Origin of the sequence: Proteus sp. G2609 (assembly GCF_963896135.1) — a bacterium.
In the GTDB taxonomy this organism is placed as follows: domain Bacteria; phylum Pseudomonadota; class Gammaproteobacteria; order Enterobacterales; family Enterobacteriaceae; genus Proteus; species Proteus mirabilis.
This window is the reverse complement of sequence record NZ_CAWQNB010000037.1, coordinates 56,901-68,466: the sequence shown is the minus strand read 5'-3', so window position 1 is coordinate 68,466 and position 11,566 is coordinate 56,901. Positions and strand designations below refer to the sequence as shown.

10 protein-coding genes and 7 tRNA genes are annotated in these 11,566 nt (G+C 41.7%); 16 read left to right on the top strand and 1 reads right to left on the bottom strand.

What is annotated here, in order from left to right; translation table 11 throughout:
- The first annotated feature begins 78 nt into the window (after positions 1-78).
- The 13 genes from nagB to fghA all read left to right on the top strand — a co-directional run bounded on the left by nagB (position 79) and on the right by fghA (position 7,108).
- Positions 79-885, top strand: coding sequence for a glucosamine-6-phosphate deaminase (gene nagB / locus AACV01_RS11635; RefSeq protein ID WP_161682945.1), 807 nt, complete (start codon positions 79-81; stop codon positions 883-885).
- A gap of 122 nt (positions 886-1,007) precedes the next feature.
- Entirely contained in the window at positions 1,008-2,171 is a 1,164-nt protein-coding gene (nagA, locus tag AACV01_RS11630) for an N-acetylglucosamine-6-phosphate deacetylase (RefSeq protein WP_161682943.1), read from the top strand.
- Positions 2,172-2,180: 9 nt separating this feature from the next.
- Positions 2,181-3,413 (top strand): DNA-binding transcriptional regulator NagC, encoded by a 1,233-nt coding sequence (gene nagC, locus AACV01_RS11625; RefSeq protein WP_012367593.1) that lies wholly within the window; start codon positions 2,181-2,183, stop codon positions 3,411-3,413.
- A 413-nt stretch (positions 3,414-3,826) separates the two neighbouring features.
- Positions 3,827-3,903 (top strand) — tRNA-Met (locus AACV01_RS11620).
- Between the two features lie 8 nt (positions 3,904-3,911).
- Positions 3,912-3,996 (top strand) — tRNA-Leu (locus AACV01_RS11615).
- 25 nt (positions 3,997-4,021) lie between these two features.
- Positions 4,022-4,096: transfer RNA gene (locus AACV01_RS11610), tRNA-Gln, on the top strand.
- 44 nt (positions 4,097-4,140) lie between these two features.
- Positions 4,141-4,215 (top strand) — tRNA-Gln (locus AACV01_RS11605).
- A 44-nt stretch (positions 4,216-4,259) separates the two neighbouring features.
- Positions 4,260-4,336 (top strand) — tRNA-Met (locus tag AACV01_RS11600).
- Between the two features lie 3 nt (positions 4,337-4,339).
- Positions 4,340-4,414, top strand: a tRNA-Gln gene (locus tag AACV01_RS11595).
- 51 nt (positions 4,415-4,465) lie between these two features.
- Positions 4,466-4,550, top strand: a tRNA-Leu gene (locus AACV01_RS11590).
- A gap of 266 nt (positions 4,551-4,816) precedes the next feature.
- The gene (gene frmR, locus AACV01_RS11585) at positions 4,817-5,092 is read left to right on the top strand and encodes a formaldehyde-responsive transcriptional repressor FrmR (protein ID WP_004246023.1); all 276 of its coding nucleotides are present in this window, start codon (positions 4,817-4,819) and stop codon (positions 5,090-5,092) included.
- A gap of 19 nt (positions 5,093-5,111) precedes the next feature.
- Positions 5,112-6,224, top strand: a complete 1,113-nt coding sequence (locus AACV01_RS11580; RefSeq protein ID WP_012367592.1) for an S-(hydroxymethyl)glutathione dehydrogenase/class III alcohol dehydrogenase — start codon at positions 5,112-5,114, stop codon at positions 6,222-6,224.
- A gap of 53 nt (positions 6,225-6,277) precedes the next feature.
- Positions 6,278-7,108 (top strand): S-formylglutathione hydrolase, encoded by an 831-nt coding sequence (gene fghA / locus AACV01_RS11575; protein ID WP_004247448.1) that lies wholly within the window; start codon positions 6,278-6,280, stop codon positions 7,106-7,108.
- 48 nt (positions 7,109-7,156) lie between these two features.
- Here fghA and ubiF read toward each other — a convergent pair whose 3' ends face one another.
- A complete protein-coding gene (ubiF, locus tag AACV01_RS11570; RefSeq protein WP_004247447.1) occupies positions 7,157-8,344 on the bottom strand; it encodes a 3-demethoxyubiquinol 3-hydroxylase in 1,188 nt (395 codons plus the stop codon).
- Between the two features lie 212 nt (positions 8,345-8,556).
- On the opposite strand from ubiF, the gene miaB reads away from it, so the two are divergent.
- Genes miaB through ybeY form a run of 3 tightly spaced genes read left to right on the top strand, consistent with a single transcriptional unit; the run spans position 8,557 to position 11,537 of the window.
- Positions 8,557-9,987, top strand: coding sequence for a tRNA (N6-isopentenyl adenosine(37)-C2)-methylthiotransferase MiaB (gene miaB / locus AACV01_RS11565; protein ID WP_004246028.1), 1,431 nt, complete (start codon positions 8,557-8,559; stop codon positions 9,985-9,987).
- Positions 9,988-10,015: 28 nt separating this feature from the next.
- Entirely contained in the window at positions 10,016-11,077 is a 1,062-nt protein-coding gene (locus tag AACV01_RS11560; protein WP_004246031.1) for a PhoH family protein, read from the top strand.
- Positions 11,070-11,537, top strand: coding sequence for an rRNA maturation RNase YbeY (ybeY, locus tag AACV01_RS11555; RefSeq protein WP_036972271.1), 468 nt, complete (start codon positions 11,070-11,072; stop codon positions 11,535-11,537). The genes AACV01_RS11560 and ybeY overlap by 8 nt, the downstream gene beginning before the upstream one ends.
- Positions 11,538-11,566 lie beyond the last annotated feature (29 nt).

The window sequence follows — 11,566 nt, the reverse complement described above, 5'->3', positions numbered from 1 at the left end:
AGATGAGTCACTGATAATCACGCATTGAAATAGTATGTAACTTGATTGTCAGATTTGTCTTTTTTCTATGAGGTTATTATGAGGTTAATCCCCCTATCCACGGCACAGCAAGTGGGAAAATGGTCGGCTAATTATATCGTTGAGAAAATCAACGCATTTGCGCCAAGCGCCGATCATCCTTTTGTTCTTGGTTTACCTACTGGTGGTACGCCATTAGCAACGTACAAAGCGCTAATTGAATTACATCGTGCAGGTAAAGTAAGTTTCCAGCATGTTGTCACCTTCAATATGGACGAATATGTTGGCATTCCAGCAGATCACCCACAAAGTTATCGTACTTTTATGTATGAGAACTTTTTTAATCATATTGATATTAAAGATGAAAATATCAATTTATTAAACGGTAATGCAACAGATCCACAAGCAGAATGTGCACGTTATGAGACGAAAATAAAGTCTTATGGCAAAATCAATCTGTTTATGGGAGGTGTTGGTAATGATGGTCATATCGCTTTTAATGAACCCGCCTCATCACTCTCTTCTCGTACACGGATGAAAACGCTGACTGAAGATACTCGTCTCGCTAATTCACGATTCTTCGACAACGATATCAATAAAGTACCTAAATATGCGCTAACTGTCGGTGTAGGGACATTATTAGATGCAGAAGAGTTAATGATTTTAGCGACTGGCATCAATAAGGCTCAAGCAGTACAGGTGGCAACAGAAGGTGCTGTTAATCATCTATGGACTATCTCTTGCGTGCAATTACACCCTAAAGCAATTTTAGTCTGTGATGATCCGGCGACAATGGAACTGCGTGTGAAAACACTGCGTTATTTTCAACAAATTGAAGCACAAGAGCGCCAGCAATACCAAGATTAAGTTTAGTAAATTAAGTACCTACGATAAGTAGTGGAAAACTAAGCTCTCTTACTTATCAGCCAGAATTTGCTGGCTGATATCGGTTTTTTAGATTGACTTCCCTTATATTAGGAGACAAAGGTATGTTTGCCTTAACAAATGCTGTTATTTATACAGGTTATGACCGTTTAGAAGATCACGCCATTATTATTAACGGGTCACGTATTGAGCAGGTTTGCCCACAGGATCAACTACCAAAAGATATAGCCACTCGTGATATGCATGGTGCGATTGTCTCCCCCGGTTTTATTGATTTACAAGTCAATGGCTGTGGTGGTGTACAATTTAATGACACCGCGGAAAATGTCACAGTAAAAACGCTAGAGATTATGCAAAAAGCCAATGAACGCTTAGGCTGTACTAGCTATTTACCAACATTAATTACCTGTTCTGATGAATTGATGAAAATAGGCATTGAAGCAACTCGCGCTTATATGCAAAAACACCAAAATAAAGTGTTGGGATTACATTTAGAAGGCCCTTATATCAATATCATTAAAAAAGGGACACATGATCCTCAATTTATTCGTCAACCAAGTGCACAGATGATTGACTATTTGTGTGATAACGCTGATGTCATCGCTAAAATTACACTCGCACCAGAAATGGTCGATGAAAAATATGTTCGTCAATTAATCACAGCAGGTATTGTTGTTTCTGCAGGCCACTCAAATGCTACCTATGAAGAAGCGCGTAAAGGTTTTCGTAACGGTATTTCATTGTCGACTCACCTTTATAATGCAATGCCTTATATTTCAGGCCGTGGCCCGGGTCTTGTAGGGGCAATTTATGATACCCCTGAGGTTTACGCAGGGATCATTGCCGATGGTTTACATGTTTCATGGGCAAATATCCGTAATAGTAAGCGCTTAAAAGGTGAAAAACTGTTATTAGTGACAGATGCGACAGCTCCTGCGGGGCTTGATCCAAATAAAAATGAGATGGATAGCTTCGTTTTTGCTGGAAAAACGATATATTATCGCAATGGGCTGTGTGTGGATGCGGACGGTACATTAAGTGGTTCATCACTCACGATGATTGACGCTATTAAAAATAGTGTACTTCATGTTGGTATTCCATTAGATGAAACGTTGCGTATGGCAACACTTTACCCTGCCCGTGCGATTGGTGCAGATAACGAACTCGGTACAATTGAAGCAGGTAAAATAGCAAATATTGCTTCTTTTGATAAGGACTTCAACCTTTGCACAACATTTGTCAATGGTATTGAAATAACAGATAACTAATGGATGTAAATGCTGATGAGTCACAACAACACTGAAACGCAAATTGGCAATATCGATCTTGTTAAGCAACTTAACAGTGCGATTGTATATCGGCTCATTGATCAACACGGGCCGATTTCTCGTATTCAAATCGCCGAGCAGAGCCAACTCGCCCCTGCCAGTGTCACTAAAATTACTCGTCAGCTTCTTGAACGTGGCTTGATTAAAGAAGTTGATCAACAGGCTTCAACCGGAGGTCGTCGCGCAATATCCATTGTTGTGGAACATCGCCGTTTTAATACCGTCAGCGTCCGATTAGGACGCAATGATGCCACTGTTGCTCTTTATGATCTCAGTGGTAAAGCCTTAGTAGAGCAACACTACCCTTTAGAACAAAGCACCCAACAAGAAGTTGAAACCTTGCTTATTAATGCTATTGATGATTTTATTAAACAAAATCAACGTCGTATTAATGAGCTTATTTCAATTTCAATTATCTTGCCCGGGTTAGTTGATCCTAATAAAGGCATTGTCCACTATATGCCTCATATGAAGGTAAATAACTGGGCACTCGTTGATAGCTTAGAAAAACACTTTGATCTGCCTTGCTATGCGGGCCATGATATTCGGAGTCTCGCCTTAGCAGAAAACTATTTTGGTGCCACCAGAGATTGTGAAGATTCTATCTTGGTTCGTATTCATCGTGGCGCAGGGGCTGGTGTTATTATCAACAACAAAATTTTGCTCAACCAGCGTGGTAATCTTGGTGAAATTGGTCATATCCAAATAGATCCATTAGGAGAGCGTTGCCACTGTGGTAACTTTGGTTGTTTAGAGACTATTGCGTCCAATAGCGCAATAGAAGCTAAAGTCCGCTACCAACTTGAACAAGGCTATCCCAGCCAGCATTTATCTGCAACACAATGCCAAATTCAAGATATATGCGATGCCGCGGTAAAAAACGATCCCCTCGCTGTTGAAACCATTAAACAAGTGGGTCTTCATCTAGGTAAAGCCATCGCCATTGCAATTAACCTATTTAACCCACAAAAAGTGGTTCTGGCAGGAGAAGTGACCGAAGCGGCTGAAATATTACTACCGTCGATCCAAAGTTGCATTAATACCCAAGTATTAAAAGAGTTTAGAGAAGCGCTTCCTGTTGTTATCTCCGAACTTGATCATCGCTCAGCCATTGGGGCATTTGCACTTACCAAGCGAGCAATGCTTAATGGAGAGTTACTACAATATTTATTCGACAAATAATCTTTTTGTTACAATAAAACAGCTTTTTAAATGAAGGCTGTTATTTATCTCAATTAAGATTAATTTTAGGATAAATTTCAACCAGTCATCTTTCTTTAAAAAACAACGTGCAGCTAAAATAACTGTGCGTTGTTTTATTATGTCACCACCACACCGCTATATCCCCTTCCCTGTGCTATCAAATTATCACCTATTAGGCTGTTTTTTCTTTTTATTCAGACAATCTGTTGTTATTTACTTAGTAAGATTTTTCATCAATAAGGTTGTTTTTTGGATCTTTTTTCGACAAAATGATTAACCAGCGAGCAAACGAACACTTTTCTCGAAAATTAATGCAAAAAGCAGTTGACGGATTTGTCTGTAATACGCATAATGCGCCCCGCAACGCCGACGAAGGTTATGCAAAAAAAGATGGCTATGTAGCTCAGCTGGTTAGAGCACAACACTCATAATGTTGGGGTCACAGGTTCGAATCCCGTCATAGCCACCATCTTTTTTGCGGGAGTGGCGAAATTGGTAGACGCACCAGATTTAGGTTCTGGCGCCGCAAGGTGTGCGAGTTCAAGTCTCGCCTCCCGCACCATTTTAACCGTCGTCAATTTATCAGGTGGGGTATCGCCAAGCGGTAAGGCACCAGGTTTTGATCCTGGCATACCCTGGTTCGAATCCAGGTACCCCAGCCATTTTCCTGATAGATAATATGCGTGTTGACAATTGAATTAGCGGATGGGGTATCGCCAAGCGGTAAGGCACCAGGTTTTGATCCTGGCATTCCCAGGTTCGAATCCTGGTACCCCAGCCATATTTCTGCTAAATTCAATAAATAGTGAGAAATTATCTCCTATTGGCTATGTAGCTCAGCTGGTTAGAGCACAACACTCATAATGTTGGGGTCACAGGTTCGAATCCCGTCATAGCCACCATTTTGGGGTATCGCCAAGCGGTAAGGCACCAGGTTTTGATCCTGGCATGCCCTGGTTCGAATCCAGGTACCCCAGCCATATTCTGAAAGAGAGACTCGTTAAACGAGTCTTTTTTTCTCAAAGGTTGTTGCGGGAGTGGCGAAATTGGTAGACGCACCAGATTTAGGTTCTGGCGCCGCAAGGTGTGCGAGTTCAAGTCTCGCCTCCCGCACCATTGATTAATAGTGTCAAACACTAAATAAAATCAACAAACAAGACTCGCTATGGCGGGTCTTTTTTGTTTTTAGCCTTAAATATCCCCTCTCTCTCACCCTTTATCAATACGCTGACGCCTTGTCTATTTTCTCATTAATTACTCTCATAGTTATCATTGTTTGCTCGATAATCTACATAGACTCATCGTAACGCTATTTTTTGATCAAGCTGTACATATATTCATACCAATACTATACGCCCCCATAGTATAATTAAGGATTATGTATGCCACACTCACCAGCAGAAAAAAAAGCCGCGTTAACCCGTGTAAGAAAAATCAAAGGGCAAATTTTGGCATTAGAAACCGCCCTTGAAAACGAAAATGAATGCGGCCAAGTTTTACAGCAAATTGCTGCCATTCGGGGTGCTATCAATGGCCTGATGGCGGGCGTACTCGAAAGTCATTTACGTGAAGGTCTAATGGATGCCGTCGCTTCTCCTGAAGATCAAAAAAACTCCGTTGATGATGCAATCTCACTAATACGCACTTACCTGCGCTAATAACAACAAGGATATCATTATGAAATCTCGTGCTGCGGTCGCCTTTGGACCAGGAGAGCCTTTAAAAATTGTTGAAGTTGATGTGATGCCACCTCAAGCAGGTGAGGTATTGATTAAAATTAGTCACACTGGCGTATGCCATACTGATGCCTTTACCCTTTCAGGTGATGATCCTGAGGGTGTTTTCCCGGCCATTTTAGGTCATGAAGGCGCGGGGGTGGTGGTTGAAGTAGGTGAAGGCGTCACCAGTGTCAAACCGGGTGATCACGTGATCCCTCTCTATACCGCAGAATGTGGCGAATGCCTATTTTGTAAATCAGGCAAAACGAATCTCTGTGTAGCAGTAAGAGCAACCCAAGGTAAAGGCTTAATGCCTGATGGCACAACGCGCTTTTCCTATAATGGACAACCTATTTATCACTATATGGGCTGCTCTACCTTTAGTGAGTATACGGTAGTAGCTGAAGTATCACTCGCTAAAATCAATCCACAAGCCAACCATGAAGAAGTCTGCTTACTTGGTTGCGGCGTGACAACAGGTATTGGTGCTGTACATAATACGGCAAAAGTACAACAAGGTGACTCGGTGGCTGTATTTGGTTTAGGTGGCATTGGTCTTGCTGTACTGCAAGGCGCTAGACAAGCCAAAGCAGGCCGTATTTTTGCGATTGATACTAATCCTGAAAAATTTGCATTAGCACGCCAATTTGGTGCCACAGACTGTTTAAATCCCAATGATTATGACAAACCTATTCAAGAAGTACTGGTTGAAATGACTCAGTGGGGCGTTGATCATACTTTTGAGTGTATTGGTAACGTCAATGTGATGAGAGCCGCTCTAGAGAGTGCTCACCGTGGTTGGGGGCAATCTATCATTATTGGTGTTGCGGGGGCAGGACAAGAGATCTCAACACGCCCTTTCCAACTCGTCACAGGTCGTTCATGGAAAGGGACTGCATTTGGCGGAGTAAAAGGTCGTAGCCAACTACCCAATATGGTTGAAGATGCAATGAATGGGAAAATCGAACTCAAACCTTTTGTGACCCACACTTTACCTCTTGAAAAAATAAATGAAGCCTTTGATTTAATGCATGAAGGTAAATCAATTAGAACTGTTATTCATTTCGATTAATCACTCTCAGGCCTATTATCAAATAGGTCTGACTTTGTTGTTAAGGAGTCAAAATGAACAACATTGAACGCCATGCCTGTTTTGGCGGTTGGCAAGAGGTTTATCAACACACCTCTACCACCCTCAATTGTGAGATGAAATTTGCTATCTATCTCCCGCCTATGGAAGATGGGCAAAAATATCCGGTTTTATATTGGTTATCTGGATTAACTTGTAATGAACAAAACTTCATTACCAAAGCCGGAGCACAGCAATATGCTGCGCAACACGGTGTTATTTTAGTGGTACCTGATACTAGCCCTCGCGGTGAAAATGTGGCTGATGATAGTGCTTATGATTTAGGACAAGGTGCTAGTTTTTATCTGAATGCCACACAGGCACCTTGGGATAGTCATTATAAAATGTATGACTACATTGTTAATGAACTCCCTAAATTGATTGAGACACATTTTCCTGCCAATGAGCGACGTGCTATTAGTGGACATTCAATGGGGGGACATGGTGCATTGATGATTGGTTTGCGTAATTTGTCTCGCTATTGCAGTATTTCAGCGTTTTCCCCCATTGTTGCACCAACCCAAGTCCCTTGGGGACAAAAAGCCTTCAGCGCTTATTTAGGCGACGATATGGCACAATGGCAACAATATGACACGATTGAATTACTGAATAAAACACCACAGACAGTGCCCATACGAGTGGATGTCGGTCTTGATGATCCTTTTTACCAACAGCAACTACAGCCAGAACGTTTAGCACAAGTGTGTGATAAAAAACAGTTTGCGTGCTGTTTAAATTTACATCAAGGCTACGACCACAGTTACTATTTTGTCGCGAGTTTTATCGGTGAACATATAGCCTTTCATGCTAAGCACTTAAAGGCTTAAACCTAATGCGATGATCGATGAAGACAATTCAGATCATCGCATTGCTCATCATTTAATCCCTAAAGCATAACGTAACGCGGCTTCTTTCGCTTTTCCTGCATGCTGCGCAGCTAATAATCCGATATTTCTGGCTAATTTTAAGCCTGGTAATTGATGGCTAAAAGCGTGGTAAAAAAGATCCATTCCTGCCTGCATCAGCATATTATCAGGCATACGACGGCGCTGATATTTTTTTAACAATGCCATTGAATGCCAAGGTTCAAAATGCTGTTTCGCTTGCGCCACTAAATTAAGCAAGCAATCCACATCACGATAACCGAGGTTAACCCCCTGTCCTGCTAATGGATTAATAGTATGTGCCGCATCCCCCACTAAAATCACACCATTATCAACATAACGACTAGCATGCTGACGAGTTAATGGGAAAGAGCCTGCTGCAATAGGTGTCACTTTGCCTAAGCGTTCAGGGAAAGCATGTTCGATTTCTTTTTCTAACTGTGCCATTGGCATCGTTTGTAGCTTTCTAATTCTCTGCGGAGAATCATACCAAACTAAGCAAGCCCAATTATCAAACAAAGGCAAATAAGCCCTTGGCCCTGAAGGGTAAAAGCGTTGCCATGTACCCTTTTCTGGTGGCAATTGCGTTTTCACAGTGATTAACATACAGGATTGACGATACTGCCAACCATTACTGCCAATCCCTGCCATTTGACGTACTTGCGAATTAGCCCCATCGGCCCCTACAACTAACTGAGTGGTGATTTCCTGACCATCAGCAAGCGTGACTTGCCATTTATTATCTAAGTATTTCATGTTACTTAGACTATTTGGGCATAATAAAGTGATATTGCTATAACGTTCTGCTTCTTGCCACAATGCCAATTGCAAAATGCGATTTTCAACCATATAACCTAATTCAGGTAAACCAAGACTTTTGGCATCAAAAATAACATGGGCATTATCTTCTTCCCATGTTTCGAGGGTTAGGTATGGCGCACTGCGCATCGCTAAAACATGTTGCCATGCACCTAGCTGTTTTAATAAACTAACGGACGCGCAGCTGATCGCAGAAATACGAATATCAGGATGAGATGAGGCATCAAAAGGTGCTGGAGATTGCCGTTCTACCATTGCAACACGCAACCCTTCTTGCGCCAGCCCAATGGCAACGGCTGCGCCAATCATGCCACCACCGGCAATGACTGCATCAAAATCGTTTTTTACATTTCTCATCATTGTTATGCCATAACTCATTGCTTTAAAAATAATAGGTAAGCGCTATATCAGTTTATTAGAAATAAGCAAAACTGAACGCCAGAAAGAATTAGCGCCGACTGACTCTAGTCACTGACCACACAAATGACTACAATAACCGCCTTATTGGCTTATTACACGCAACGTTTTTCAGTGATTAGCTATTATCTCACTGTAAATACCGGATTTATACAATGTCGACGATAAAAAAACTGTACATTAAAACTTGGGGCTGCCAGATGAATGAGTACGATTCATCTAAAATGGCAGACCTACTCGAAAGCACCCACGGTTATCAGTTAACCGATGTCGCCGAAGATGCGGACATTCTACTGCTAAATACCTGTTCTATCCGTGAGAAAGCACAAGAAAAAGTCTTTCATCAGTTAGGACGTTGGAAAAATTTTAAAGATAATAAACCTGATATTATCATCGGCGTTGGTGGTTGTGTTGCCTCTCAAGAAGGTGAATACATTCGTCAACGTGCGCAGTGTGTCGATATTATCTTCGGACCACAAACCTTACACCGCTTACCAGAAATGATTAATCAGGTAAAAGGCACCAAAAGCCCAGTGGTCGATATCAGTTTCCCTGAAATTGAAAAATTTGACCGTCTACCTGAACCTCGTGCTGAAGGCCCTTCTGCATTTGTTTCTATCATGGAAGGCTGTAATAAATACTGCTCATTTTGTGTAGTGCCTTATACGCGTGGTGAAGAAGTCAGCCGCCCTTGTGATGATATTCTATTTGAAATCGCACAACTGGCCGCTCAAGGGGTACGCGAAGTTAATCTATTAGGTCAAAACGTCAATGCTTATCGTGGTGAAACCTTTGACGGGCAAATCTGTAGCTTTGCAGAATTACTGCGCCTAGTGGCAGCGATTGATGGTATTGATCGTATTCGTTTTACTACCAGCCACCCTATTGAGTTTACTGACGATATTATTGCGGTTTATGAAGATACCCCTGAATTGGTTAGCTTCTTACACTTACCAGTACAAAGCGGATCAGATCGTATTTTAACCTTAATGAAGCGTAATCATACAGCTCTTGAATATAAGAGCATTATTCGTAAATTACGCAAAGCACGCCCTGATATTCTGATAAGCTCAGACTTTATCATTGGTTTCCCAGGTGAAACGCAAGATGATTTCGAAAAAACCATGAAATTAATTGCGGATGTAAACTTTGATATGAGCTTTAGCTTTATCTATTCAGCCCGTCCAGGAACCCCTGCGGCTGATTTACCTGATGATGTGAGCGAAGAAGAGAAGAAACAGCGTTTATATCTGTTACAACAGCGCATTAATCAGCAAGCAATGAACTACAGCCGTGCCATGCTTAACAGCGTACAACGTATTCTTGTGGAAGGCCCTTCACGTAAAAATGTGATGGAACTTTCAGGTCGTACCGAAAATAACCGCGTGGTTAACTTCGAAGGTACACCGGATATGATTGGTAAATTCGTTGATGTCGAAATTGTTGACGTTTACGCTAACTCATTGCGTGGTAAAGTGGTCAGAACGGAAGATCAAATGGATTTACGTATCCATGAATCACCAGAATCCGTTATTGCCCGTACTCGTAAAGAAGATGAATTAGGTGTAGGTGTTTACCAACCTTAATTGATCAGACTTAACAAAAGGATACTCAGTGACAGTAATAGCCCATACACAGGTAGCGACCCAAGAGATTTTCTTAGAGCCCGCAGATAATGACCGTTTAATGAGTTTATGTGGCCCATTTGACGACAATATTAAGCAACTTGAACGCCGTTTAGGTATCGAGATCAATCACCGTGATAACCGTTTTAAACTAACGGGTAAATCACTGAATGTGAATGCAGCTGCAGGAATTTTGCGACATCTGTATGTGGAAACCTCACCTATTAAAGGTGTGATACCCGACATCGACCCTGAGCAAATTCACCTTGCCATCAAAGAGAGCCGAGTGCTTGAGCAAAGTGATGAGCATGTGCCTGAATTTGGGAAATCGACCAATATTCGCACTAAACGCGGCGTGATAAAACCACGTACGCCTAACCAAGCGCAATATATTGCCAATATCCAAACTCACGATATTACTTTTGGTATCGGGCCTGCAGGTACAGGGAAAACCTATCTGGCTGTTGCTGCCGCTGTCGATGCCCTTGAGCGTCAAGAAGTACGCCGTATTTTACTGACTCGCCCTGCGGTAGAGGCGGGTGAAAAGCTCGGTTTTTTACCCGGTGATTTAAGCCAAAAAGTCGATCCGTATTTACGACCACTTTATGATGCGTTATTCGAGATGTTAGGTTTTGAAAAAGTTGAGAAACTGATAGAGCGTAATGTGATTGAAGTGGCCCCTTTAGCTTATATGCGAGGTCGTACACTCAATGACGCATTTATTATTCTCGATGAAAGTCAAAACACCACAATCGAACAGATGAAGATGTTTTTAACGCGTATCGGTTTTAACTCTAAAGCGGTCATCACAGGTGATATCACGCAAATCGACCTTCCTCGAGGCCATAAATCCGGATTGCGTCATGCCATAGAAGTGCTATCTAATGTCGATGATTTAAGCTTTAACTTCTTCCATAGTGAAGACGTGGTTCGCCATCCTGTGGTTGCTAAGATTGTTGTCGCATATGAAGCTTGGGAAGTTGAAGATCAAAAACGTCGCCAAGCAATTAAAGCAGAAAAAGAGAGACTGCAGAGAGAAAATCATGAGTGAAGTGATTCTTGATTTACAAATTGCCACTGAAAATACACAAGGGCTTCCGAGTGAAGCCCAATTTATCACTTGGCTGGAAGCCGTACTACCGCAATTTCAGCCTATTAGTGAAGTGACTATCCGTATCGTTGATGAAGCGGAAAGCCATGAGTTAAACCTAACTTATCGTGGAAAAGATAGGCCAACTAATGTACTTTCTTTTCCTTTTGAAGCACCGCCTGAAGTGGAATTACCTTTACTGGGTGATTTAATTATCTGTCGTCAGGTCGTTGAAAAAGAAGCCGATGAGCAAAATAAAACTGTTGAAGAGCACTGGGCACACATGGTTATCCATGGTTGTCTGCACCTTTTAGGCTATGATCATATTGAAGATGATGAAGCTGAAGAAATGGAAGGTTTAGAGACAGAAATCTTACAAAAATTAGGTTATGAAGATCCCTATTTGATTGAAAAAGAGTAACAGTTCTCTTTATTTTATGATAAATACTA

Excerpts from the sequence above, each read along its gene's own strand:
- nagA (WP_161682943.1), top strand. The coding sequence starts at position 1,008 with ATGTTTGCCTTAACAAATGCTGTTATTTATACAGGTTATGACCGTTTA.
- ybeY (WP_036972271.1), top strand. The coding sequence starts at position 11,070 with ATGAGTGAAGTGATTCTTGATTTACAAATTGCCACTGAAAATACACAA.
- fghA (WP_004247448.1), top strand. The coding sequence starts at position 6,278 with ATGAACAACATTGAACGCCATGCCTGTTTTGGCGGTTGGCAAGAGGTT.
- ubiF (WP_004247447.1), bottom strand. The coding sequence starts at position 8,344 with ATGATGAGAAATGTAAAAAACGATTTTGATGCAGTCATTGCCGGTGGT.
- miaB (WP_004246028.1), top strand. The coding sequence starts at position 8,557 with ATGTCGACGATAAAAAAACTGTACATTAAAACTTGGGGCTGCCAGATG.
- nagB (WP_161682945.1), top strand. The coding sequence starts at position 79 with ATGAGGTTAATCCCCCTATCCACGGCACAGCAAGTGGGAAAATGGTCG.
- frmR (WP_004246023.1), top strand. The coding sequence starts at position 4,817 with ATGCCACACTCACCAGCAGAAAAAAAAGCCGCGTTAACCCGTGTAAGA.
- AACV01_RS11580 (WP_012367592.1), top strand. The coding sequence starts at position 5,112 with ATGAAATCTCGTGCTGCGGTCGCCTTTGGACCAGGAGAGCCTTTAAAA.
- nagC (WP_012367593.1), top strand. The coding sequence starts at position 2,181 with ATGCTGATGAGTCACAACAACACTGAAACGCAAATTGGCAATATCGAT.